Here is a 23,831-nt window from a genome sequence, read left to right as displayed (position 1 = left end):
TTGTGGTCGAGGATCTCGATGATTCTCGACCACAGGCCGACACTCATCGTGAGCTAGCTCGGCGCCGCCTGGATCAACATGTCCGCCAGGGCCGCCGTGGCCGGTGTCAGGCGATCCCGGGGCTGCGATGCCAGATAGACCTGCCATGTGACGGTCTGCCGCAATTCGATGGCGCGCAGGTCCTCGAATTCGGCGCACTCCGACGCCGGCATGAAAGTGGTCCCGAGGCCTTGGCGAACCAGTTCACCGATAACCGAGAAGCCGGCAGGGATCACATGGACGGGCCGCGACTGGACGCCCGCGGACAGAAAGGCGTTGTCCAGCAAGGACCGAAAACCCCAATCGGGCGGGAAACCGATCAGGTCCTCCGCTGCCAGATCGAGCAGGCCGACAACCTTCTCCGCAGCCATGGGGTGATCGTCGCGGCACACGAACAACATCGGCTCCTCGAACATCAGCCGCATCTCGAGCTGCGGCGGCAATCGGTTGGGTACCGAGACGAGCGCCAGATCCAATGCGCCGTCGACGAGCGCCGAAAGGTACGCCGAGGCGCCAGATTGGTTGAGTTGCAACCGAAGTCGAACGAGCGGGTGCGCGCGGTGGAACTCGCCGAGTACCTGGGCGACGTTCATCGGCCCGTAGGAGATCAATGACCCGAACTCGACGCTACCCATCAGCCGGCCGCGACTGGACGCCACCGATTCCGCGGCCGAACCCGCGACGCGCAACAGTTCGTGCGCCTGGGCGAGAAAGCGTTCGCCGGCGACGGTGAGCTCGATCTGCTGACGGGAACGATCGAACAACTGCACACCGAGCTCACGCTCCAGCTTCGCGACCGATGTCGAGACCGCGGACTGCACGACGTGGACGCGGCGTGCCGCGCGGGTGAAGCTCCGCTCGATGGCGACCGCCACGAAGTGTTCGACCTGCCGTAGCTCCACGCCCGAGATTATCTACGTCATAGATGGGACATATCAATATCTGTCATTAGACGTGCTGACCGATCGGATGTCTCATGGATCGTGTGAACACCGCGTCGACGCAGCTCATCGGGCGCGACGCGGAACTGGCGGTCCTACGAGACGCCATCGCGTCACCACCGCACGGGCAGGTGATCGTCATCGCCGGCGCCCTGGGCTCGGGAAAGACGTCCCTGCTCACCACCGCCCAGCAGCAAGCAGAAGCGTTGGGCCAGCGCGTCCTCGGGATCGCCGGACTGCCCGGGGAGACCGGCACTCCGCTGGGCGGCCTGCACCGGCTGCTGCGGGCGCTGAACGATGCCGAGGCCAACCCGTACGGCCGCGCCGACATCATCGAGACCCTTTTCAGCACACCGCTGTTCGGCGACCAGATCCACACCGCCCGACTGGCCACGGCACTGCTCGAACTCCTCGACGCGGTGCCGCGGCGACAGCCGGTCCTGGTCACCGTCGACGACGCCCACTGGCTCGATGACCAATCCCGCAGCGTCCTGTTGTTCGCCGCCCGACGCAGCGCCGGCCGCCCGATAACCGTGGTGCTGACGCTGCCCGACACCGTGGCGGCAACGGGTTTGGCGGGCCGGTCTGCCGTCGAGATCCCGCTCCGGCCAATGACCATCGATCAATCGCTCGAGCTGCTGGAGGCGCAACCCACACCGCCGAGCGGAGTCCTGCGCGAGCAGATCGTGAAGCAATCCGCGGGTAACGCCGCGGCGATGATCCACTTTTCCAGCGCGACCGCCGGCCCGGCGGCCATGGCGGGCTACGCGCCGGACCCGCTGCCCCTGCCGATCAGCGTCCACGCGATCTACGCGCAGCATCTGGCACACCTGCCCGCGGCCACGCGCGCCGCGCTCGTCGTCGTCGCCGCGGCGTCCGCCACGGATCTGCGCGTGCTGCCCCCTGGCGCACTGACCGATCCGGCGGTCCTGGCACCGGCGGAAACCGCGGGCATCGTGCGGATCGCGTCAGCGCGGATCGACCCAGTCAATCCGCTCATCCGCTCTGCGGCGTACTACGGCGCGCCGCTGACCGCCCGGCAGGACGCACACCAACTCCTGGCCGATGCGCTGAATGCGTTGCCGCAGCGCAAGACTTGGCACCAGGCCCATGCCGCGTCCGCCACCTCGCGCAGTCCGCATGACCGGATTCGCGCACTGACCGCCCACGGGATGGCGATGATGTGGAACGACGGGCGGGCCGCGGCCGCGTCGCTGCTGGCCGCGGCGGACGACGCGCTCCAGCTGGAACCCGCACTGACCTGGGAGCCGCTGCGTGTGGCGGCCGCCGCGGCCTTCCTGTCCGGTGATCCGGCCGTGTATCAGGACACGGCGAAAATGCTTCAGCGACTTGATGACTCGATGCCGGCAGTCCAGGACAGCGCGTCGACATCGCGGCTGTGGGTGCGCGCGGTGGCCGACGCCCCGCGTGCGCGCGCCGAGTTGACGTCACTCAGTACCCGGCCGATCGGCGGCCTGGGAGTGCTGGACCTGAGCCTGATCGGGCTCGCCGCCGGGGTCACGGACGAATCAGAACTCGGCATCCGGACCCTGCGCGCCGCCCAATCCCTGATGACGCAACATGATTCGACGGACGGGCACGCGCTCACGGCCGCGATGCTGGCGTGGTCATGCGTCGACACCGGGCGCTGGGATGAGGCGCTGCGCATCACCGGCCGGCTGCACACACTCGGGGCCGTCAGCGATCAGCCGTTGGTCGGCGCCACCGGGGACCTGATCAGAGCGGTGGTGGCAGCGCGGCGCGGCGACACGACATCGGCGCGTGGACACCTGACCGCGGCGCTCGATGTGCTGGATTTCCACGACAACCGCTTGCACTCGGCGCGGGCACACCACGTCCTCGGGTTGATCAATCTCGTCGACGGCAACGATCTCGGGGCCTACGGCCATCTGGCCGAGCTGTTCACCGACTCCGGTGCACCGCTGCACCCGCACGTCTCCTTCCCCGCCCTCGTCGACTACGCCGAGGCGGCCGTGCGGACGGGCATGGCCGAGGACGCGCGACGCCGATTCACCGCAGCACTGGACCACCTCCCACAGCCGCACTCCACGCGCGTCGACCAGGTGGTGAACCATGCCTCGGCCCTGCTCGGCATCGGGAACCCCGGCGACATCCTGGCCCGGACCCTGGCCGACACCGCGGGTGAACGGTGGCCGTTCGAACGCGCGCGGGTGCAGCTCAGCTACTCGGGGTGGCTTCGGCGCAGCCGACGACGCAAGGAAGCGCGCCGGCACATCTCCGCCGCACTGGCGACCTTCGAAACGCTCGGTGCCAGACCGTGGCTGGACATCTGCGCCCGGGAGCTGCGGGCGTCCGGCGTCCCGACGACAACACCGGCGCTGCCGGCCACCGGGCGGTTGAGTCCCCAGGAGCATCAGGTCGTCTATCTGGCCGGCCGCGGTTTGACCAACCCGCAGATCGCGGCGCGACTCCAACTCTCGACGCGCACGGTTTCCGGATACCTCTACCGGTCATTTCCGAAGCTGGGCGTCACCAGCCGGCATCAGATCCGCGACATCCCGCCGCCGCCTGACGGGCACTCGAGCGCGGGCTGACCAGGTTTCCACAATCACCAGATTTCGGCTAACCTAACTTTTCTATTCGCAAACCCGGATAGAGAGTGAGTGCATGCTGACCGACACCCGCGCACCGTCGCGCTCGTCGCGCCCGACCTGGTCCCTGCTGGGCCCGGCGTTCGTCGCTGCCATCGCCTATGTGGATCCGGGCAACGTCGCGGCCAACATCAGCGCCGGCGCGAAGTTCGGCTTCCTGCTGGTGTGGGTGATCCTGCTGGCCAACGTCATGGCCGGCCTGGTGCAGTACCTGTCGGCCAAGCTCGGCTTGACGACCGGCCGTTCCCTGCCGGAGCTGGTCGCCGAGAACTGCCGCACCCCAACCCGGCTGGCGTTCTGGATGCAGGCCGAAATGGTGGCCGTGGCAACCGATCTCGCCGAAGTGGTGGGCGGCGCCATCGCGCTGCAGCTGTTGTTCGGGCTGCCCATGCTAGTGGGCGGCGTAATCACCGGCGTGGTCTCCATGTGCCTGCTGTCTGTACAGAACCGGGGCAGCCAGCGGGCGTTCGAACGCATCATCGCGGGACTGCTGATGATCATCACCATCGGCTTCCTCACCAGCCTGATCGTCGACCCGCCCGCACCCGGCGCCGTGCTCGGCGGCGTGGTGCCGCACTTCGCCGGACCCGAGAGCCTCCTGCTGGCCACCGCGATCCTGGGTGCGACGGTCATGCCGCACGTCGTCTACCTGCACTCCGGCCTGGCCCGTGACCGGCACGGGAAGCCCGAGTCCGGCGCCCCGCTGCGCCGCATGCTGCGCGTCACGCGCTTCGACGTCGGCCTGGCGATGGTGGTCGCGGGCGCGGTGAACCTGTCGATGTTGCTGGTCGCGGCAACGCACCTGCAAGGCGTCGAAGGCACCGACACCATCGCCGGCGCGCACGCCGCCGTCGGCCATGCCCTGGGCCCGGCGGTCGCGCTGTGCTTCGCGGTCGGCCTGCTGGCTTCGGGCCTGGCGTCGTCGTCGGTCGGCGCGTACGCCGGCGCGATGATCATGCAGGGCCTGCTGAACCGGTCGTACCCGCTGTTGCTGCGGCGCGCCGTCACGGTCATTCCGGCGTTGGTGGTGTTGGCCATCGGATTCGATCCGACACGCGCGCTGGTCATCTCCCAGGTGGTGCTGTCGTTCGGCATCCCGTTCGCGCTCATCCCGTTGGTCCGCCTCACCAGCAACCGTGCCGTGATGGGCGAGAACATCAACCACCGCATTGTCACGACACTGGGATGTGCTGTGGCCGTGCTGATTTCGGTGCTGAACGTGGTGCTGATCTACCTGACCGTCAGGGGCTGATCGCCGCCGCGATCTCGCCGCTGCGGACGGCGACGTTCGACAGCAGCGTCGCACCGAGCCCGTGGCTGTGTTCGACGGTCGCGCCGTTGAGGTAGATGTCACCGGGCGCGCCCGGCCGGGCCACCAACTTGTAGTCACGGGTGGCCAGTGGGCGGCCCTGCTCATCGAACTCGTAGCAGGACGCCAGCTCGCCCAGGAACGCCGGCACATTCATCGGCGCATAACCGGTCGCGTACACCACGGCATCGCAGCGCACGGTCTCGGTCGTGTTGTCGATGAGGTTGCGCACGGCGAGCCGGACCTCCGCGTCGTCTTCGTCGGCACCGGTGACGCGGCAGGCGCGGTGCAGGAACAGCCGGCGGGCCCCGCTCACGCGTTCGTCGTACTCGCGCTCGTACAGGTCGGCAATGAGGTCGACGTCGACCGCGGAGTAGTTGGCCGACCGGTGGTAGTCGAGCAGCCGCTGACGCTCCGCGCTGTCCGCGCCGTAGAACTCGTCGACCGCGGCGGGATCGAAGATGCGGTTCACGAAGGCGCTGTCGTCGGCGAGGCTGTACCCGTACCGGCCGAACACCGCGTGCACCTCGGCGCGCGGGTAGGTGCGATGGAGGTAGGAAACCACCTCGGCTGCACTCTGCCCCGCGCCCACCACGGCGAACCGGCCGCGTTCCACCGGACCGAGGGCAGCCACGGCACTGAGCAACTGGTGGCTGTGCCATTGCCGCAGACTCGGGTGCGTGCCCGGCGGCAACACCGGATGCAGGCCCGTACCCAGCACCAGGACGCGCGTCGAGATGGTCTCGCCGGGTTCCAGCCGCACCCCGAAACCGTCCTCGTTTCCCGTCACCCCGACCACGCGGTGGCCGTAGCGCACGTCGGCGGCGAACTGGTCCGCGGCCCACTGCAGGTAGTCATGGAACTCGTGCCGGCTGGGAAACACGTCATGGCGGCCGATGAAGTCGACGAGCCTGCCCCGCGCACTCAGGTAGTTCACGAACGTGAACGCGCTCTGCGGATTGCGCAGCGTCGCCAGGTCTTTGAGAAAGGGGATCTGCATCCGGGTGCCGGGTAACAACATGTCGCGGTGCCAGCCGAACCGCGGTTGGGCGTCGACGAAGCGGCCGCGCACGCCGCGCTCGGCCAGGGCCACCGCCAGTGCCAGATTCGACGGCCCGAACCCGACCCCCAGCATGTCGGCGGGCTCAGGTCTGGACATGGTTGCGGGTGAGCCGAGCAAGGTAGAGCTGATGCACCATGTCCCGATTGATCAGCACCACGAAATCAGCCATGTCGAATTCCGGGTCGTACGACGGTTCCCCACAGATGACGCCGCCGATCCGCAGGCTGCCCGCCACCATCGGCGGTATTCGCACGCGTCCGGGATCGGGCAGCTCAGCGAGCGGTATGCCGTTGACCTGCACCGGGTTTCGTGGTGTCACCCGGAACTCCGGCGGCGCCGGATGCTGCCGGTAGGCCCGGTCGAGAACGCCGCGCACCAACGCCCCGCGCGAGCCGCCGTCCGCCATGCGCACCGAGAGACTGCCGATCGCCCACCGGTAACCGGTCAGTTCCTGATAGCGCAGGATGCCGGCCCACAGCATCGCCATGACGGCGCCGCTGCGATGGTCGGGATGCACGCTGGCACGGCCCAATTCGACCAGCGACGGCCGCAGCGCATCGATGCCGGCACTCATCTCGAAGTTGGTGTCGGTGAAGATGCCGCCGGCCGCCCGGGCGCCGTCCGGCGGCAGCAGCCGGTAGCACCCGACGATCGCCCCGGTCTGTTCGTCTCGGGCCAACAGGTGATCGCTGAATGCGTCGAAGCGGTCGACGTCGATCATCTCGCCGGTGCGTGGTCCGCGAATCGCTTGTGGGAGTGCGGCACCCAGCTCTTCGGCGAACGTCTGATACCGCAGGCGCTGCGCTGCTTCGATCTCATCGGGGTCGTCGGAGATGAGGATGCTGTAGCGGCCGGAATCGGTCGCTGGGATGAGAACAGCAGCGCCGACCATAAGGTCTGAAAATATCCGCATCGCGGCGCCGCCGTAGCAACTTCGGCTAATCCACAGGCTCTGTGCGATTTGTTTGCCGGGAACCTGTCCGGATGAGCAGCGCCACGAGCAACGTGGCCGTGGTGGCCGCGAGCGCGGCCGCGGTCAACGCGGAGTGCATGCCGGCCGCACTCGCTTCCCGCGCGACCGTCGCAAGCGCGGGACGCAGCCGCTCGGGCACGACCTCGAGCGCCCGCAACCCGGCGCCGGCGGCCAGCCCGTCACTGAGCTGCCAGCCCGCTTCGGCGCCCAGGCCCGGCACTGCGGAAAGCCGCGACGTGGCAACGTCGCCCGCGTGCCGGCTGAACAACGCACCGAGCCCGGCGACACCGGCCAGGATGCCGATCTGGCGCGCCGTGCTGACCGTTCCCGTCGCCATCCCGGCGTCGGCGACAGGCACGAAGCGCAACGCCGCGTCAGAGGTCAGCGCGGACAGCCCGCCGAGCCCCAGTCCGGCGACGACCGAGCCCGAGATGAAGTGCGTCCATGTCGTGTTCGCGTTTACTGCGGTCATCATCCACATCCCCACGGCAATCAACGCGACGCCGGCCGGGACGGTCGCGACCACGGGTATCCGCCGCGCCGCGACCATCGCCACCGGGGCACCCAGCACGATCGCCAGCGTGAGCGGCAGTGACCGCAGCCCGGCACCGAAGGGGCTGAATCCCAACGTGTTCATGAAATACAACGCGAGGTAGTTCGTCGACGCGATCAACGTCCCGGTTGCGGCGAACGCGGCCAGGGAGACACCCGCGAAGCCGGGGCCGGCGAGCAGCCGCACATCCAGCATGGGCTCGGACAGCCGGGACTCGCGGAGCCCGAAGGCGCTCAGAGCAACCACACAGAAAGCGCTCAGCCCCAACGTGATCGGACTACCCCAGCCCAAGTGGTTACCTTCGATGAGCACGTACACGCCCGCGAACAGCGCCGCCGTCAACACCACCGTGCCCCAGATGTCGACCGGCCGGGACCTCGGGACGACGCTCTCGGGGACGGCGAAGATGACGATGTACAGCGCGAGCACCCCGACCGGCAGGTTGATCAGAAAGATCGACGGCCACCCGTACGCAGTGACCAGCGCACCGCCCAGCAGCGGCCCGACGGCACCGCCCGCGCCCATCGCCGCGCCGTAGGCCGCGATGGCGCCCGCCCGCTGCCGCACATCGGGGAACGCGGCCGCAAGCATCGGCAGCGACGCCCCGAGCAGCACCGCCCCGGCCGAGCCCTGCACGGCCCGCAGCCCGTTGAGCGCATCGATGTTGCGAGCCAGCGCGCACCCGGCCGACGCGAACATGAACACCACCAGGCCACCGAGGTACAACCGCCGCCGGCCCAACCGGTCCCCCACCGTCGCCGCGGTCAGTAGCAATCCGGCCATCGGCAGGGCGTAGGCGTCCACCACCCACTGCAAACCGGACAGCGGCGCGTGCAATGACGCCTGGATGTCGGCCAGTGCCGCGGCGACGATCGTCATGTCGAGCAGCAGCATGAACACCACGACGCAGACCGCGGTCAGGGTCAGTCTGGCGCTCACACCTGAAGTTTGCACCGGCGGGCGCGGCCCGCGCGTCCGTAAGGTCGAACACATGACGAGAGATTTCCGGTTCGGCGTGGGCCTGCGGCACACCGACAGTGGGTCAGCGGTCCAGGACGCGGCGCGCCGCGCTGAGGACCTCGGCTACGACGTCCTGCTGGTGCCCGACCATCTGGGCGCTCCGGCCCCGTTTCCGGTGCTGGCGACGGCCGCGACCGCGACCAGCACGCTGCACCTGGGCACCTTCGTGTTCAACGCGTGCTTCTACAAGCCCGCGCTGCTGGCCCGCGATATCGCGGCCATGCGCGACCTGACCGAGGGACGCTTCGAGACGGGCCTCGGCGCCGGGTACGTCAAGGAAGAATTCGATGCCGCCGAGCTGCCGTTCCCCAGCGCCGGGAAACGGGTCGAGTACACCGCGCACGTCACCTCGTATCTGCGCACCCACCTGCCCGATGTGCCGGTGATGATCGCCGGTGCCGGCGACAAGCTGCTGACGGTCGCCGCCCAGCAGGCCCAGATCATCGGACTGACCGGTGGCGGGCCGCGCACCGAAGCGCACGATCCCCTCGCCGAGCGTATTTCTTTCGTGCGCAACGCCGCTGGCGACCGTTTCGCTGAGCTGGAGCTGAACCTGGCCATCACCGCGGTGCCGACCGATGAATCCGGCATTCCGAACCTGTCGATCACCCGGCACTTCCAGCCGGAACTCAGCGACGCCGAACTGATGACGACCCCTGGTGTGCTCAGCGGCAGCACCACCGACATGGCCGACCGGATTCGCGACCTACGGGATCGCTACGGGGTGAGTTACTTCATTGTCCAGCAACAGCATTCGGAAGCCTTCGCGAAGGTCATCGCAGAACTGCGCTGACGGCGCGCGCAGGACTCGGCTGTGCCATGGGCTCGTAGACGGCGAACTGCAGCACGGTGTTCAGGATCAGCTGCGCGAGGCCGTCCCACGGCGTGGCCTGCACGGGCCGAGCGGACGCGAACGGCAACGCCACCGCGGTGGCCGGACCGGCTTTGGTGTCGATCGTGATGGTCTGCCCTGGCGCGCCATAGATTCCGGTCTGGGTACCGGCGAACATGTCGTTGATCCAGCCGATGGCGAGCGTCTTCTCCGCCTCGATGTTCGGTGACCGCGAGAAGCCGGCCACGACGTACTCGGCGAATTGCAGCACGGGGTTCGCGCCCTGCAGCGCATCGATGTGCCGGCCCCCGACCAGCATGACCCCGTTGAACTGCCCGGGCCGAGCCGCTTCGAGCTCCCGCCCGACCAGACCGTCCCGGTTCCATACGTACGGCTCGGATGAAATGTCGTAGACCGGGCGGTAATCGGCGCCGGTCAACTTCTGCAGCGCGGTGGGCACCACGTTGTTCAGGTCGACCGAGTCCATCAACACCACGCCCTGCAGATTCGCGACCGCGCCGTTGTCCACCATGCGACCGGCGGCCGAACTCACCAGCGCGCCGCCGAGCGAATGGCCGACCAGCACGAACTTCGTGGGCAGCGTCACCTGGTGTCCGGCTGCGGCGCCGGCACTTTCGGTCAGTGCCGCGCGATCACCGGCGAACAGGTCGGCCACCGCCTGCTGGTCTGCCGAACCGCCGATCCACCGCGCCTCGGAATCAAACGCGTTGGAGGACAACGTCGGAGCCACCACGATGCTGTTGGTGCCCTGCGCCAGCGCGGCCAGCGTGTAGCTGTACATGGGGGCGACGGCCATGAAGCCGTGCTGGAAATAGATCACCCGGGTCGCCGAATCCGCGTGCTCCGGGAAATACCAGTTCGCCTGGACCTTCTGCCCGGTGCCCGGCATGGTCAGGCTGGACACCTTGACCGTGACCGTGCTGCCCCGCGGCAGCACCGGCGGGCCGGCGAACGCGAGCATGGCGCTGCCGATCACGTTGAACACGAACGACCCGATGACGTTGATCAGGCTGGGCCGTGCGGTTTTCACCGCCGTGGTCGGGGTGCCGGTGGTCGTGGCACCGGTGGTCACGGCGCTGGTGGTCGTGGCGCTCGTGGTCGTGGCGCCGGCGGTCGTGGCCGCGACGGCTGCCGTCTTGACCACGGCACTCGGCTGCGACGCCGTCGCTGAAACCGGTGGTGCAACGGCGGTATCCGGAACCTGAGACCGCTTGGCCGGCAACGCGTTCGGAAGCTTCACCGCCGGCAGTGTCGGCTTGGGTCGAGCCGCCTGCGCCCGGACCGCATTGTCCGGCGTGGTGGATCGCGACACCGAGGTCTTGTCGGGCGCGCCCTTGTCGGGCTTGGTGGCGTCTCTGGTCTTCTTGGTGCGCGGCGAATGGTCGGCGGACTTGCGCGCATGCGAATCGGCCGCGGGCTTGGACTTCCCGGCCGGCGCCGCCCCAGCCTGTGACGCCACCCCTGCCGGTGACGTCGTCGGCTGCGAAGCGGTGGGGTGCGACGCGTCCCCCACACTGTGCGCGGCACCGGACGCATCGTCGGCCCACACCGGCGCCATCGGCAGCCACAGCGCAAGACACCCCGCAGCCAGCATCACCCAAACCGCTCTCGACCACCCCGCCATCAACCGCACGCTAGCCCGCAGCGCACCGCGCGGGAGGAAAATGAACAAATTGGTTCATATGTTCCATTAGTGCTCGGGGCGCCCCACTTGCCTGCGGCATACTGGTGACCCCATCGCTCTCAATCCCCGACAGGACAGTCGAGTGTCAGCACCGCAGCGCAGGCCCCGCGGGCGTCCGGTCGGTGGCGGCAACAACACCGAGCAGGCCCGGCAGGTACTGCTCGACGCCGCGGAGCAGTTCTTCATCGACGGTGGCAGCGGGACCTTCACCATGGAGGTCATCGCGGCCGAGGCCGGCTACTCGCGCAGCGCGATCTACCGGCAGTTCGCCACCCGGAAAGAGCTGATCGCGGCGTTGGTGCAACGCACCACCCAACGGCACATGCTGACGATGCTGCAGCAGGTGGCCGCCGACGCCACCCCGGTCGATCTGCTGATCGACAGCCTCGTCATCGTCGCGACGCAGCTGGTGCACGATCCACTGCTGCAAACCATCGCCGACCAGACGCCCGACGGTGCCGTCGCCACCCTCATCGCCAACGACGGCTCGCTGACCAGGACGGTCCAGTCGATGGTCGAAGGCATGCTCGCCAACAGCACGACAGGCCAGTTCCGGCCCGGCCTGCATCCGCATGACCTTGCACAGTTCCTCATCTCGACGGCACTGAGCCTGCTGCTGGACGTGGTGCCCGGCAGTAGCGATCCGACGGTGGCGCGGAACTACCTCCGGACCTTCGTGTTGCCGGCAATTGTCGACAGTCCTCCACCGGCGACGCGCGTGTTTCCGGAGTAGCGGACACGGGTAGCCCACCCACGTGCTCAAGGAACTGCAAGGCCGCCGGATCGCCATCCTCGCCGCCGACGGGGTCGAGAGAGTCGAGCTCGAGGAACCGCGCGCCGCGGTCGAGAAGGCCGGCGGCGCCGTCGAGGTGTTGTCGATCAAGGCCGGTGAAATCCAGGCCCGCAATCACGACCTCGAACCAGCGGGCAGCATTGCGGTGGACCGCACCGTCGGTGAGGTGCGCGTCGACGCGTTCGACGCGCTGATCCTGCCGGGCGGTACGGTGAACCCCGACAAGTTGCGGGTCGACGACACCGCGGTGGCGTTCGTCGGCGACTTCGTGCGCTCCGGCAAGCCCGTCGCCGCCATCTGTCACGGCCCGTGGACCCTCGTCGAGGCGGACGTCGTGCGCGACCGCAAGGTGACGAGCTATCCGAGTGTTCGCACCGATCTGCGTAACGCCGGGGCGACCGTCGTCGATGAAGCAGTGTGTATCGACGGCAATCTCATCACCAGCCGTTCGCCCTCCGATCTACCGGCGTTCTGCGAGGCCATCACCGAGGCATTGGCGAGCAGTCCGGCCCAGACCTGACATCGGCCGGACCGTGGCAACCATGACCACTCATCCGCCTGCTGATGTCGCGGACGCGGCCCCCAGCATCCGGCAGCGCAACTTCGTCTTCCTGGCCGTCGTCCTCGGGATGCTGCTGGCGGCACTCGACCAGACCATCGTGGCGACGGCCCTGCCGACCGTCGTCGCCGACCTCGGTGGCGCCGGCCATCAGTCCTGGGTCGTCACCAGTTACCTGCTCGCCTCGACGATCGTGACCGCGGTGGTCGGCAAGCTCGGTGACATCTTCGGCCGCAAGAAGGTCTTTCAGGTCGCGATCCTGCTGTTCCTGGCCGGCTCGGTCCTGTGTGGACTCTCGGAATCGATGGGGATGCTCGTCGCATCGCGGGCGCTGCAGGGCCTGGGTGGTGGCGCGATCACCGTGACGGCCGTCGCGGTGATCGGCGAGGTCATCCCGTTGCGCGAAAGAGGCAAGTACCAAGGCGCTTTGGGCGCCGTGTTCGGCGTCACGACCGTCGTCGGGCCGCTGCTCGGCGGGCTGTTCACCGACCACCTCGGGTGGCGGTGGGCGTTCTGGGTCAACGTGCCGGTGGCGGTGGTGGTCATCGGGATCGCGGCAGTGGCCATTCCGGAGCTGACGCGCGCCGGACGACCCGTCGTCGACTATGCGGGCATCGTCCTGGTCGGGCTCGGGGCCGCCGGCCTGACGCTGGCGACCAGCTGGGGCGGCACCACCTATGCCTGGGGTTCGGCGACGATCATCGGGTTGTTCGTCGCGTCGGCGCTGGCACTCGTCGGCTTCGTCGTGGTGGAACGTCGTGCGCCTGAACCGATTCTGCCGATCCGCCTGTTCGCGAACCCGGTCTTCACGGTGTGCTGTGTGCTGTCGTTCGTCGTCGGTTTCGCGATGCTGGGTGCGCTGACGTTCTTACCGACCTACATGCAGTTCGTCGACGGCGTCTCGGCAACCGCGTCCGGGCTGCGCACCTTGCCGATGGTCGCCGGTCTGCTCGTCACCTCACTGGGCAGCGGCGCGATCGTCGGCCGCACAGGGAAATACCGGATTTTCCCGATCGCCGGCACGGCCATCATGGCGCTGGGGTTCGTGCTGCTGTCCCGGATGGACGCCGACACCTCGACGCTGACCCAATCGTTGTTCCTGCTGATCCTCGGTACCGGGATCGGGCTCAGCATGCAGGTGCTGATTCTGGTGGTGCAGAACACCGTCGACTTCGCCGATCTCGGCGTCGCCACGTCTGGCGTGACGTTCCTCCGCACCATCGGAAGTTCTTTCGGTGCCGCGATTTTCGGCTCGATGTTCGCGAACTTCCTGGGCGACCGCATCCCGTCGGCCATGAGGTCGGGCGGCGCACCACCCGAGGCGGCAACGTCTCCGAAAGTGCTGCACAGCCTTCCGCACGACACCGCCGCCCCGATCATCAACGCCTACGCCGACTCCTTGAGCCAGGTGTTCCTGTTGGCGGCGCCTGTCGCGGTCGTCGGCTTCGTGCTGGCCCTGTTCCTCAAACAGGTGCCGCTGCGTGATGCTGCTGCCAGTGGCAGCACCGACATGGGCGAGGGCTTCGGCATGCCGACCACCGAGTCGCCGGAGAAACTCATCGAAGTCGCCGTCGGCCGGTTGTTGCAGCGCAGCAACGGCATTGACCTCGAAGCGGTGGCGCGCACCTCGAACAGCCGCCTGGGGACCGCGCAACTGTGGGCGCTGATGCTGATCTACCGGTACGCCGCGGTGACAGGGGCAGCCGACCTGCTCGACATTGCGGATGATCGACGGGTGCCACATCAGGTGCTCGAACCGACCTTCGATCGTTTGGTGGCCACCGGATTCGCGACGCGCTCCGGAAGCGAATACGCACTGACGGCCGCGGGCTCCGCCGAGGTCGGCAGGGCACGCAATGTGATCTCCAGCTGGATCACCGAAACCCTCACACAGTCAGACGAATTCCAGGGCGCGCCCGAGCGCATTCATGTCCAGAGCGCGTTCGACCGCATCGCCAGCGGTCTGCTGATCGAGCGGGAGTCCGCCCGGCGCGAGAGTCGCACCACCAAACTCGGCCCCCCGCATCAGTTTGTCGCCGAGCAACCCACCACCCGGATGCGCGCGGTGCGGCACGAAGAGCCCCCGACCCGACCGTTCCGCCCGCACGCCACGCTCCCGCGCGGCTGACATGGTGGCCGGGACGGTCCTGTTTGCGGCTGGACCGTCCCGGCGGTGCCAGTGCGGACCGACCGGACGCCCGGATCTGTGGAACCGGAGAGAAGCGACGGCGATGTCGGAGCCACTCCAGCGGACGTCGAGTACGGGATCCAACTGACGGTGGCTGAATACCCGCTCCACGGTTTTCAAACATGCGTTGTGACGAAGAGGCAGCAAAGGCGGGGATTGAGATTCACGACCGCGGGTATATGACCACCGGTGCCCGACGGATGCCGCGCGGCCATCTCGGCTGATCTGCATCCAGTCGGCAGCGAAACACAGAGGAGGACATGCAATGAAGCTCTCGACTCGACTCACGGGCCTGATCCCGGCACTGGCCGCCGTACCGGTGTGCCTGAGCCTGGTCACGCCCGCAACCGCCGCCGCAGAAACCGACTGCAGCCCGGATTCGGTTGCGAATACCGTCAGTTCGGCCACCGGTGCGGCCAGCAATTACCTGACGGCGCATCCCGACGCCAATCAGGTTGTGGTGGCGTCCTATTCGCAGCCGAGGCCGGTCGCATCGGCCAATCTCCGGGCGTACTTCACCGCACACCCCCAGCAGTATCAGGACCTGCGCGGCATTCTGGCGCCGATCGGTGACGCTCAGCAGCGGTGCAATGTGACGGTGCTGTCACCCGAAATGGCCAGCGCCTACGCAGAATTCATGGCCGGCTAGGCATGGCGATGACCGGCCCTCCGGCAAGCTGCCATCTGACGTCGCTGTGGTTGGCCGACCGCGTGATGTCGCCGTCATCGCCGCCGGCGCCGGAGTCGACCGACCGGGCGTCGCCGGCCGACGTGGTCGTGATCGGCGCCGGCATCACCGGGCTGACCACCGCCGTGCTCCTGGCCCGGGCGGGGAAGAACGTGACGGTTGTCGAAGCGCGGCATGTGGGTGCGGGCACGACCGGCAACACCACCGGCAAACTGAGCGTCTTGCAGGGCAGCAAGCTGGCACGCATCGCCGCCAAGCACAACGCGGATGTCTTGCGCGACTACGTCCGTGGCAATGCCGAGGGCCGTGACTGGCTGGTCCGGCATTGCGAGAACCATGCGATCCCATGGCAGTCCGAACCCGATCACGCCTACGCCCAGACGTTGTCGGGCGTCGCGACCGCGCGTGACACGTTCAGCGCCTGCCAGGAAGCGGGATTGACGCAAGCCGAGTGGATCGACACCGCCGATGTCCCGTTTCCCTTCCACGGCGGCGTACGGCTGCGTGATCAAGCGCAGCTCGATCCGATGCCCCTGCTGAACAGTCTGGCGGTCGAACTCGAAACCCATGGCGGCACGCTGTTGCAGGGCGTGCGCGCAGTGTCGGTGGCCGACGACGGACTGTTGCGCGTGGCATTGCAGGCGACACACCCCACGGTCGATACCGCCGGATCCGAGATGTCGGTCTCCGCGCACCGGTGCATCCTGGCAACCGGGACGCCGATCCTGGATCGCGGCGGATTCTTCGCCCGGCTGACGGCAAAACGCTCCTACTGCATGGCATTTGACGTCGCTCGCGAGGCGACGGGCGGCATGTTCATCTCGGTCGATTCACCGACCCGGTCGGTGCGTTACGCACCATCCGCGAGCGGCGAGAAGCTCATCGTCGGCGGTGCCGGCCATCCCGTGGGCCGTGGGCACGCGCCCGCACATGACGTCGCCGAACTCGCCAAGTGGGCGGAGCTGCACTATCCGGGCGCCCATCCGACACACTTCTGGTCGGCGCAGGACTATTCGCCCATCGATGAGTTGCCGTACGTCGGTCCACTGCTTCCGGGTTACGAAAAAATCCGGGTGGCAACAGGTTTCGACAAGTGGGGCCTGACCAACGGCGTTGCGGCGGCGCTGGCCCTGTCGGCGCAGCTGCTCGGCGGCCACATCGAGTGGGCGCGCGCGTTCGCCAGTTGGAGTCCGCACGAACTGCGCGGTGTGACTGCCGCGCTGCGCGCGAATCTCGAGGTCGGACTGAACCTGGCCAAAGGCTGGATCGCCCCGATCGCCACCTCGCCGGATGGCCTCGGTGAAGGTGCCGGAGTGGTCAGCGGTCCCCCGTGGCAGTTGCGCGCCAACAGCCTGGTCGACGGACAACAACGCTCCGTGTCGGCGATCTGCCCGCACCTGGGCGGCGTGGTGCGGTGGAACGATGCGGACCGGGCCTGGGAGTGCCCGCTACACGGCTCGCGGTTCGCGCCTGACGGGCGACTCCTGGAGGGTCCTGCCACCCGCGGCCTCGCGGAGAAAACCTGACCTCATCAACCGCGCGAACTGGTCAGCCGGCCGTCACTTCGACCGGTTGCGCCGGTCGGCAGCGCTGCGCAGCGCGCTGTTGTCATCCTCCAATTCGAGGATCCTGCCGATTCCCGCGATGTTGACGCCGGAGGCGACCAGGGCGACGATGCGCCCGATCCGGGCCACGTCGTCTGCGCTGTAGCGGCGGGTACCGCCATCGGTGCGCGCCGGCGTGAGAAGCCCGTGACGTTCCCACAGCCGCAGTGATTGTGTTGGCGCGCCGGAAAGTTCGGCAGCGACCGTGATCCCGTAGACCGCATGATCAGATGCCGGACCCGCGGCGGGTCCTGCGTTCGGCGGCATCAGCCGGCGATCTGCATCGTTCATGAGATTTCCTGTTCCACTACTTGCATTGAATCATGGCACGGTGCTATATAGAAATCTATGTTAATCAACATAGATTAACTGCCCTGATTCGTATAGGTAGTAGCGGAAGGTGGTGAGGACCGCCACGGGGCCAGGCATCCCCGGTGAGCTGACCAACATGAACCAACCAAATCCGGCCCGGATCTGACACGCAAGCCCACAGTCGGCCCGGAGCAATCACCAGCGTCGGGAACGCTTGGAGCACAGGAGATGTCAGCAGAGCAGCAGGAATTGCACCTCGCGTACATCGAGCGCATCAGCGCTGCGCATCAGGCGTTGCGCGCCGCGCAGACCGAACTGCGTGAGGCTGTCGCGGCGGCACATGCCGCCGGCCATACCTGGGACGTCATCGCAACAGCGCTGAGCGACAACGCGTCTCCCGCGACTGACACGTTCGATGACATCCCCAGCATCGATGCCGTCGTCCAGACAGTTCTCGGGATCGACGGCGACACCGGCCCACCAGGTGGCGCACAGACGTCGGCGGCCGGTGTGCAGTGACGGCGGCCTACTGGTCGATCAACCCGTGTGGTGCAACGATGCTTCCTCGAGCTTGTGGACGAAGTCGCTGATGTCCGCCGCCGTGGCGACGTCGACGGTTTCCCAGCCGACCGCGACGTCGTGTGCGACGCGCAGCACTGCGGGCCCTCGTCGAGGAGGAGCCGGCTCAAGCCAAGCGCAGCACAGGTTTTCAGCGCCGGGGCCAGCACCCATCGAGCTTTTTCGTCCAGCCCGGCCACCGCGAGGCACCGGGCATACTGAATCCTGGCCTGCAGATGCGCTCGTGGCCGCCGCAGCCTGTCGGTGTGGTCGAGCCGGACCCGAGCCCGTTCGCACGCCGAGGTTGATGCCGCCGGCTGCCCGTCGAGCAGTAGCAGTCTGATCTGTGCGTCCTCTCTGAATTCTGCTGTCAGATCGCCGCTTTCACCGAAGTCCTGCACGCCGTGCGCCATGACGCGCCGCGCCAGCGTCTTGTCGATCTCGTTCCCGGACAAGGTCGCGACGCGAATCAGGGCCAGCTTCAGTCCCGCCTCCAGCCGGGGCAATCCCAGCGCCCGGGCCTGCCCCATCCCTTCCGACAGTCTGCGCTCGGCACCGGACGTGTCACCGCGGGCACTCTTCACGTGGGCGCCCGCGCGGTAGGTGGCGAGCATCACGTCCACGATGCCGCCCTCCGCCCCGAGGGCGTACGCCTCGTCGAGCAGGACCTCTGCCTCGTCGAGTTGCCCACGCTCGTAGAGCAATTCACCCAGCAGCGCCCCGGCGAGTTTGGCGATGTAGGTCGGCCGCCCCGACGGCGACAGGGCGATCCTGATCGCATGCCGCAGATGTGCCTCGGCACCGGCGACATCGAGTTGCTCGTTCGCGGCCAGGGCGGCGATGAGATACCCGTAGCCGACGGTCATCGGCCCCGCGATGGATCGGCGATATTTGTGTCCCCACCGGTGCCAGCGCAGCGCCCCGTCGAAGTCGAACTTGCGCAGCGCGACGTAGGAGAGGGTGTACGCCGCGCGGCACAGCACGAACGGGGCCAGGGTGTCGGCCCGGGCCACACATGCCTGCGCCGCCGTTTCGGTGAACGCATCGATGTGGTCGGCGTGGCCGGCCATCACCACGCGCAGCAGGTCCAATTCGCAACGGACGTCGTCGCTTTCGTCGTCGCTGAGCAGGTCGATGTTGTCCTCGGCCAATTGCAGCGCGTCGGCCACGGCCGCAGGCCGGCGGAGAATGACGTTGGCCCATGCCAGGTTGGTCTGCAGCCTTGGCCGCTCCTCGGCCAGGTGCGGCGGCAACTTGGCTGCCAGACCGATGAGTGCCATGAGTTCGCATTGTTCGAGGAGATCCGGCGACACCTGCTCGACGGCGTCGACCGCCTTGTCGTCGTCGCCCGCCGCCATCCAGTGATCGACGGCGTCGTTGTACATCCGGTGCTTCATGAACCACTGTGCGGCCGTTCGGTTCAACGCCACGACGCGGTCTTCGTCCGCACGCTTCAACCGGTGCCGGAGGTGGTCGGCGAACAGATTGGAGTAACGGAACCAGGTCCCGTCCGCGTCGGTCCGCCGCAGGAACAGGTCCCGCCGCTCGATGTCCTCGAGTATTTCCCGGCTGTGTGGACGGCCCGTGAGCGCGGTCGCCAAACCGCTGCAGATCTGTTTCGTGATGCACGTCGCCGACAGGAACTCGACGAGCTCGGGCTCCAGGCTGTCCAGCACATTGGACGTCAGGTAATCGCCGATGACCTTGTCCGAGCCGGAGAGCCGACCGACGAGCGCGGCGGCATCACCGCCGTCACGCAGGCTCAGCGACGCCAGTTGCAGGGCGGCCGGCCAGCCGTCGGTCGACTCTTCGAGGTCGGCCACGATGGCCCCCGACAAATCCAGGCCGCACCGGTCGACCAGGAGGGCCCGGGCCTCTTCGACATCGAACCGGAGCAGCGACGCGTCGATCTCGGCCAGTTCACCCTGCACACCCAGGGTGCCCAACGGCAGTCCGGTGCCGCTTCGGCCGGCCACGACCAGGTGCAGGTGGTGGCAGCCCTTCTCGAGCAGGTAAGCCAGTGTGTCCAGACTGTCGGCGCTGGTGACGCGATGCCACTCGTCGATCAGCAGAGCCAGCGTCTGCTTGCGGGAGTGCAGCCAGTCGATCAACAGGTTGGGCACCTGCCGCAGCGCGGAGTCCGGCCGTTCATCGAATTCCTGTTGCAACGCGTCCGCGAGCTCGGGCAGCGCGACACGCACCGCCTCGATCAGGTGCGCCACGAACCAGAAGGCGTTGTTGTCGTCGGCATCGACCGTCAGCCAGGCCGTCGGCAGGCCCGCGCGGACCAGCGCCTCGCCCCACTGCGTCGCCAGCACGGTCTTGCCGTAGCCGGCCGGTCCGTGGATGAGCACCAGCTTCGGCCTGCGCCCGGCACCCAGCCGGTCCAGGATGTTTCGGCGCGGCACCGGCGGGCGGCTGAACGTCGGCGGCCGGAACCTGGCCGGTGAACTGGGCGGATAGGTCGACCGGCCGGAACCGTCGGTCCGTAGTCCGATCCCTCCGGTGGAGCGCCCGCCGGTGTCCGGCGACGATTCCACCGCGTCGTACGCGACTTCCGGCAGCTCCAGCGGGACGTCAGCGATGCTCAGTCCGACGCGCGCACCCGCGGCCCGCAACAACTCGCCGAACTCCGCGACCGTTGCGGGGCGCTGTGCGGGATCGACATTCAGTCCCTGCTCGAGCGCAGCGCAGACGGGATCGGCGACGCCGCTCCCGCGCAGGTCGGGCACCGGCCCGGCGAGAACGCGCCGGGCGAACGCGATGGGATTCTCCCCCTTCTGGAACTGGAACGGCGGCTCCCCCTTGATCAAGGTGAAGACGGTGGCGGCGAGCCCGTAGATGTCGACGGCGGCCGTCGGCGTCGCACCCTCGAACAGCTCCGGCGCGGTGTACGACGGCGATCCGACGAACACGTTCATGGTCGCTTCACGGCCGCCCGCGATGCGGGCGATGCCGAAGTCGCACAGCTGCGGCTCCCCGTACGCCGAGAGAAGTACGTTGGGCGGCTTGACATCTCGGTGCAGCACGCCGGCGCGATGCGCGGTTTCCAGCGCCCCGGCCAGCCGGACCCCGACCGTCAGCGCCTCCCCGACGGCCAGCGGGCCGTGCCGCCGGATCCAGGCCGACAGCGTGTTCCGGCCCAGGTACGGCATGACGATGAACGGGCGCCCCGTGAACGTCAGCCCGCTGTGCAGCACCGGCACGATGTTCGGGTGACCTGACACCCGGCCCATGGCCCGCTGCTCACGTTCGAAATTCTCGAGGTCGACGTCGTCCGAGTCGGCGCCCAGGACCTTGATCGCGACGACCCGGTCCAGCGCCGGCTGGCGGCACCGGTAGACGACGCCGAACCCACCGCGCCCGACGGGCTCGGCGCCGTAGAAGCCCTCGGCTTCGAGCTCCGCGACGATGCCGGTCGCGACGCCACGTTGCGTTTCGTCGGGTTCTGACACGTCGGAGGCCTTCGGTTCGGTTGCTGTCGTCACCATCAATTGTCGGCGCGGCAGGCCGGAATGGGGGCCACCCGCGGAAATTGCTGTCCCTTTGTTCCTTCCGGACAACGATTCGGGCGAGATCGCCAAAAGATTGTCTCGGCGGTACCTGGGTCGCCGTGCGCCCGCGCCGTACCGTTCTTGTATCAGCTTCCCCGTTGGGAACCGCCAAATACCAACGGATCAAATACATTTCACCAACCTCGGGAGTACTGCCATGCTCGAACCCACCTTCATCATCGACGCCGTCGTTCTCTTCGCCATCGGCCTGTGGCCGCTGCTGCTGGTGGTCGCGGCCGCGGGCGTCCGCAGGTTCAACGCTCGCCGCAGCGCAGCGGCTGCCGCCGTCCACTCGGTCGCGCTGCCGCACGTCGCCGCGCCGGCACGCGCGCGCACCCTGGCCTACGCCACCGGCCAGTAGCCAATTGACGCCTGAGCCAGTCGCGGATCGGTGAGGGCGAGTTGCGGACGCTGTCGTAGAAACGTTTGCTGAGTTCCGCTGCGGCTCTGCCAGTGGTTTCGCGCCGCCGTGCTCGCTCCTTAACGCAGTCTGTGGATTCCGGCAAAGCCCGTGCACCATCGGGGGCGACAAGGGACGCTGTTGGAAGAACCAGCAGCGCCACCAGGCGCTGCCGTAACTGAGGAGCGCCTGGTGTACGCACGCTCAACCACGTTTCAGGCCGAGCCGGCGTCCATCGACGCGGGCGTTGCGTACATGCGCGACACCGTGCTGCCCGCTCTCGAAGAGCTGGGCGCCGCCGGTATGTCGCTGATGGTGGACCGGCGATTGGGACGCTGCATCGCCACCAGCGCGTGGGAATCCGAAGCGGTGATGCACCTGACGGCGCACGCCGCACGGCCACTCGGGGCACGCGCCGCGGAGCTGCTGAACGGCACCCGCAAGGAGATCAACGAGTGGGAGGTCACCGCACTGCACCGCGACCACCGTTCGCCGGAGGGCGCCTGCCTTCGGGTTGCGTGGTTCTCGGTCGAACCCCATCAGGCGGACCTGCTCACCGACTTCTACCGGACGTTGGTGTTGCCGTCGTTGGAGAAACTCGAGGGGTTCTGCAGCGCCAGCCTCCTGCTCGACAAGCCCTCCGGACGCGCTGTGTCGTCGGTGACGTTCGACAACGCCGCCGCGCTGGACAACAACCGTGAACAGGCCAGTGCGCTGCGCACCGAGAAGCTCGCTCAGCTGGGTGGCAGCCTGGTCGACATCTGCGAGTTCGAGCTGGCGATCGCTCACCTGAGGGTGCCGGAACTCGTCTGACGGCAGGCTCAGAGCGCGGCGACTTGCGGATTCGCGTGCGCCCGGTCGCCGGTCGACGAGTCGTGACTCAGCGGATCGTCAGACCCGTCACCGCGCGCGAGATCACCAACCGCTGAATCTCGCTGGTGCCCTCGAAGATGGTGAAAATCTTGGCATCTCGGTGCATCCGCTCGACCGGGTAGTCGCGGGTGTACCCGTTGCCGCCGAGAATCTGAATCGCCTCGTCGGTCACGTACACGGCGGTCTCGCTGGCCACCAGCTTGGCCATCGAACCCTCGGCGTTCTCGAACGGCACATTGTTGCGCGCCATCCAGCCGGCCCGCCACACCAGCAGCCGGGCGGCGTCGATGCGGGCCTTCATGTCCGCCAGTTTGAAGGCAATGGCCTGGAATTCGCCGATCTTCTTACCGAATTGCTCACGCTGGCAGGCATATTCGAGGGCGTACTCGTACGCCGCCCGGGCCACCCCGACCGCCATCGCCCCGACCGTCGGGCGGGTCCGCTCGAACGTCTTCATCGCGGCCTGGCCACCCGCGGACGCACCCGACTTCACCCGCGCCACCCGGGCCTCGAACTTCTCCCGGCCGCCGAGGATCGCGTCCTCCGGCAGCCGCACGTTGTCGAGCACCACCTCGGCGGTGTGCGACGCCCGGATGCCGTGCTTCTTGAACTTCTGCCCCTGGGACAGCCCCTTGGTGTCCGGCCCGATCACGAAGCTGGCCTGGCCGCGCGACCCGAGTTCCGGGTAGACGGACGCGACCACGACGTGCACGTTGGCGATGCCGCCGTTGGTGGCCCACGTCTTGGTGCCATTGAGCACCCATTCCCGGGTGGCCTCGTCGTAGCGGGCCCGGGCCCGGATGGACCCGACGTCGGAGCCCGCGTCGGGCTCGGATGAGCAGAACGCCGCGACCTTCGGGTCCGCGGCCGAGCCGAACATCTGCGGCAGCCACTGCCCGATCTGTTCGGGAGTTCCGTTGCCCGCCAAGGCCGCCGCGGCCAGACCGGTACCCATGATGGACAGCGCGATGCCGGCGTCACCCCAGAACAGCTCCTCGAACACGGTGAGCATGCCGAGCCCGCTCGGTTCGGCGGCCTGCGTGCCGAACAGTTCGGGCGAGTACAGCCCGATCTTCGCCGCTTCCTGGATGATCGGCCATGGCGTCTGCTCCCGCTCATCCCATTCCGCGGCGGCAGGGCGGACGACTTCGGCGGCGAACTGGTGCACCCAGTCGCGCACCTCGATGACGTCATCGCTGAGTTGTAGTGAGAATGTCATGTCACTCCTGTTGGT

Annotated in this window: 18 protein-coding genes; 10 read left to right on the top strand and 8 right to left on the bottom strand. The window is 67.9% G+C overall.

Annotated features, from left to right (window positions below; all coding sequences use genetic code 11):
• Nucleotides 1–53: 53 nt before the first annotated feature.
• The gene (locus ACZ5IQ_RS03940; protein WP_133426587.1) at nt 54–941 is read right to left on the bottom strand and encodes a LysR family transcriptional regulator; all 888 of its coding nucleotides are present in this window, start codon (nt 939–941) and stop codon (nt 54–56) included.
• A 74-nt stretch (nt 942–1,015) separates the two neighbouring features.
• Here ACZ5IQ_RS03940 and ACZ5IQ_RS03935 point away from each other — a divergent pair, with 74 nt between their 5' ends.
• The gene (locus ACZ5IQ_RS03935) at nt 1,016–3,556 is read left to right on the top strand and encodes an AAA family ATPase (protein WP_464480856.1); all 2,541 of its coding nucleotides are present in this window, start codon (nt 1,016–1,018) and stop codon (nt 3,554–3,556) included.
• A gap of 73 nt (nt 3,557–3,629) precedes the next feature.
• Nucleotides 3,630–4,865, top strand: a complete 1,236-nt coding sequence (locus ACZ5IQ_RS03930) for an Nramp family divalent metal transporter (protein ID WP_464480855.1) — start codon at nt 3,630–3,632, stop codon at nt 4,863–4,865.
• Here ACZ5IQ_RS03930 and ACZ5IQ_RS03925 read toward each other — a convergent pair.
• The 3 genes from ACZ5IQ_RS03925 to ACZ5IQ_RS03915 are packed head-to-tail and all read right to left on the bottom strand — an operon-like array spanning nt 4,855 to nt 8,438.
• Nucleotides 4,855–6,081 carry a lysine N(6)-hydroxylase/L-ornithine N(5)-oxygenase family protein gene (locus tag ACZ5IQ_RS03925; protein ID WP_464480854.1) on the bottom strand — a complete coding sequence of 409 codons (1,227 nt, stop codon included), beginning with the start codon at nt 6,079–6,081 and terminating at the stop codon, nt 4,855–4,857. The two genes, ACZ5IQ_RS03930 and ACZ5IQ_RS03925, sit on opposite strands and share 11 nt — an antisense overlap.
• Complete coding sequence (locus ACZ5IQ_RS03920) at nt 6,068–6,877, bottom strand: GNAT family N-acetyltransferase (RefSeq protein WP_464480853.1); 810 nt, start codon at nt 6,875–6,877, stop codon at nt 6,068–6,070. The genes ACZ5IQ_RS03925 and ACZ5IQ_RS03920 overlap by 14 nt, the downstream gene beginning before the upstream one ends.
• A 46-nt stretch (nt 6,878–6,923) precedes the next feature.
• Nucleotides 6,924–8,438 carry an MFS transporter gene (locus ACZ5IQ_RS03915; protein WP_464481415.1) on the bottom strand — a complete coding sequence of 505 codons (1,515 nt, stop codon included), beginning with the start codon at nt 8,436–8,438 and terminating at the stop codon, nt 6,924–6,926.
• 64 nt (nt 8,439–8,502) lie between these two features.
• On the opposite strand from ACZ5IQ_RS03915, the gene ACZ5IQ_RS03910 reads away from it, so the two are divergent.
• The gene (locus ACZ5IQ_RS03910; protein ID WP_060999400.1) at nt 8,503–9,324 is read left to right on the top strand and encodes a TIGR03621 family F420-dependent LLM class oxidoreductase; all 822 of its coding nucleotides are present in this window, start codon (nt 8,503–8,505) and stop codon (nt 9,322–9,324) included.
• Here the strand turns inward: ACZ5IQ_RS03910 and ACZ5IQ_RS03905 are convergent.
• Nucleotides 9,305–11,008, bottom strand: a complete 1,704-nt coding sequence (locus ACZ5IQ_RS03905) for an alpha/beta hydrolase family protein (RefSeq protein WP_464480852.1) — start codon at nt 11,006–11,008, stop codon at nt 9,305–9,307. The genes ACZ5IQ_RS03910 and ACZ5IQ_RS03905 overlap by 20 nt on opposite strands.
• A gap of 142 nt (nt 11,009–11,150) precedes the next feature.
• Between ACZ5IQ_RS03905 and ACZ5IQ_RS03900 the strand changes: the two genes are divergently transcribed.
• From ACZ5IQ_RS03900 to ACZ5IQ_RS03880, 5 genes are all read left to right on the top strand, one after another.
• Entirely contained in the window at nt 11,151–11,801 is a 651-nt protein-coding gene (locus ACZ5IQ_RS03900; RefSeq protein ID WP_267324732.1) for a TetR/AcrR family transcriptional regulator, read from the top strand.
• A gap of 22 nt (nt 11,802–11,823) precedes the next feature.
• A complete protein-coding gene (locus tag ACZ5IQ_RS03895) occupies nt 11,824–12,381 on the top strand; it encodes a type 1 glutamine amidotransferase domain-containing protein (protein ID WP_073697890.1) in 558 nt (185 codons plus the stop codon).
• 22 nt (nt 12,382–12,403) lie between these two features.
• Nucleotides 12,404–14,548 carry an MDR family MFS transporter gene (locus ACZ5IQ_RS03890; RefSeq protein WP_464480851.1) on the top strand — a complete coding sequence of 715 codons (2,145 nt, stop codon included), beginning with the start codon at nt 12,404–12,406 and terminating at the stop codon, nt 14,546–14,548.
• 325 nt (nt 14,549–14,873) lie between these two features.
• Nucleotides 14,874–15,257, top strand: coding sequence for a heme-binding protein (locus tag ACZ5IQ_RS03885; protein ID WP_464480850.1), 384 nt, complete (start codon nt 14,874–14,876; stop codon nt 15,255–15,257).
• Between the two features lie 2 nt (nt 15,258–15,259).
• Complete coding sequence (locus ACZ5IQ_RS03880) at nt 15,260–16,822, top strand: FAD-dependent oxidoreductase (protein ID WP_464480849.1); 1,563 nt, start codon at nt 15,260–15,262, stop codon at nt 16,820–16,822.
• A gap of 33 nt (nt 16,823–16,855) precedes the next feature.
• Here the strand turns inward: ACZ5IQ_RS03880 and ACZ5IQ_RS03875 are convergent, their stop codons facing one another.
• Nucleotides 16,856–17,191 carry a MerR family transcriptional regulator gene (locus ACZ5IQ_RS03875; RefSeq protein ID WP_464480848.1) on the bottom strand — a complete coding sequence of 112 codons (336 nt, stop codon included), beginning with the start codon at nt 17,189–17,191 and terminating at the stop codon, nt 16,856–16,858.
• Nucleotides 17,192–17,499: 308 nt separating this feature from the next.
• On the bottom strand, nt 17,500–21,261 hold the full coding sequence (locus ACZ5IQ_RS03870) for a protein kinase domain-containing protein (RefSeq protein ID WP_464480847.1): 3,762 nt from the start codon (nt 21,259–21,261) through the stop codon (nt 17,500–17,502).
• A 220-nt stretch (nt 21,262–21,481) separates the two neighbouring features.
• On the opposite strand from ACZ5IQ_RS03870, the gene ACZ5IQ_RS03865 reads away from it, so the two are divergent.
• Both ACZ5IQ_RS03865 and ACZ5IQ_RS03860 read left to right on the top strand, forming a co-directional pair.
• On the top strand, nt 21,482–21,685 hold the full coding sequence (locus ACZ5IQ_RS03865) for a hypothetical protein (RefSeq protein ID WP_464480846.1): 204 nt from the start codon (nt 21,482–21,484) through the stop codon (nt 21,683–21,685).
• 231 nt (nt 21,686–21,916) lie between these two features.
• The gene (locus tag ACZ5IQ_RS03860; protein ID WP_464480845.1) at nt 21,917–22,537 is read left to right on the top strand and encodes a hypothetical protein; all 621 of its coding nucleotides are present in this window, start codon (nt 21,917–21,919) and stop codon (nt 22,535–22,537) included.
• A gap of 67 nt (nt 22,538–22,604) precedes the next feature.
• Here the strand turns inward: ACZ5IQ_RS03860 and ACZ5IQ_RS03855 are convergent, their stop codons facing one another.
• A complete protein-coding gene (locus ACZ5IQ_RS03855; protein ID WP_318987147.1) occupies nt 22,605–23,816 on the bottom strand; it encodes an acyl-CoA dehydrogenase family protein in 1,212 nt (403 codons plus the stop codon).
• Nucleotides 23,817–23,831: the final 15 nt, after the last annotated feature.

The sequence above is a fragment of the Mycobacterium toneyamaense genome, from assembly GCF_055384815.1.
This window is presented reverse-complemented; position numbering and strand designations above follow the sequence as displayed.

Bases quoted from the DNA above. Each gene is read 5' to 3' on its own strand.
- ACZ5IQ_RS03925 (WP_464480854.1), bottom strand. From the start codon at position 6,081: ATGTCCAGACCTGAGCCCGCCGACATGCTGGGGGTCGGGTTCGGGCCG.
- ACZ5IQ_RS03930 (WP_464480855.1), top strand. From the start codon at position 3,630: ATGCTGACCGACACCCGCGCACCGTCGCGCTCGTCGCGCCCGACCTGG.
- ACZ5IQ_RS03910 (WP_060999400.1), top strand. From the start codon at position 8,503: ATGACGAGAGATTTCCGGTTCGGCGTGGGCCTGCGGCACACCGACAGT.
- ACZ5IQ_RS03875 (WP_464480848.1), bottom strand. From the start codon at position 17,191: ATGAACGATGCAGATCGCCGGCTGATGCCGCCGAACGCAGGACCCGCC.
- ACZ5IQ_RS03855 (WP_318987147.1), bottom strand. From the start codon at position 23,816: ATGACATTCTCACTACAACTCAGCGATGACGTCATCGAGGTGCGCGAC.
- ACZ5IQ_RS03935 (WP_464480856.1), top strand. From the start codon at position 1,016: ATGGATCGTGTGAACACCGCGTCGACGCAGCTCATCGGGCGCGACGCG.
- ACZ5IQ_RS03880 (WP_464480849.1), top strand. From the start codon at position 15,260: ATGGCGATGACCGGCCCTCCGGCAAGCTGCCATCTGACGTCGCTGTGG.
- ACZ5IQ_RS03905 (WP_464480852.1), bottom strand. From the start codon at position 11,008: ATGGCGGGGTGGTCGAGAGCGGTTTGGGTGATGCTGGCTGCGGGGTGT.
- ACZ5IQ_RS03870 (WP_464480847.1), bottom strand. From the start codon at position 21,261: ATGGTGACGACAGCAACCGAACCGAAGGCCTCCGACGTGTCAGAACCC.
- ACZ5IQ_RS03865 (WP_464480846.1), top strand. From the start codon at position 21,482: ATGCTCGAACCCACCTTCATCATCGACGCCGTCGTTCTCTTCGCCATC.
- ACZ5IQ_RS03920 (WP_464480853.1), bottom strand. From the start codon at position 6,877: ATGGTCGGCGCTGCTGTTCTCATCCCAGCGACCGATTCCGGCCGCTAC.
- ACZ5IQ_RS03885 (WP_464480850.1), top strand. From the start codon at position 14,874: ATGAAGCTCTCGACTCGACTCACGGGCCTGATCCCGGCACTGGCCGCC.
- ACZ5IQ_RS03890 (WP_464480851.1), top strand. From the start codon at position 12,404: ATGACCACTCATCCGCCTGCTGATGTCGCGGACGCGGCCCCCAGCATC.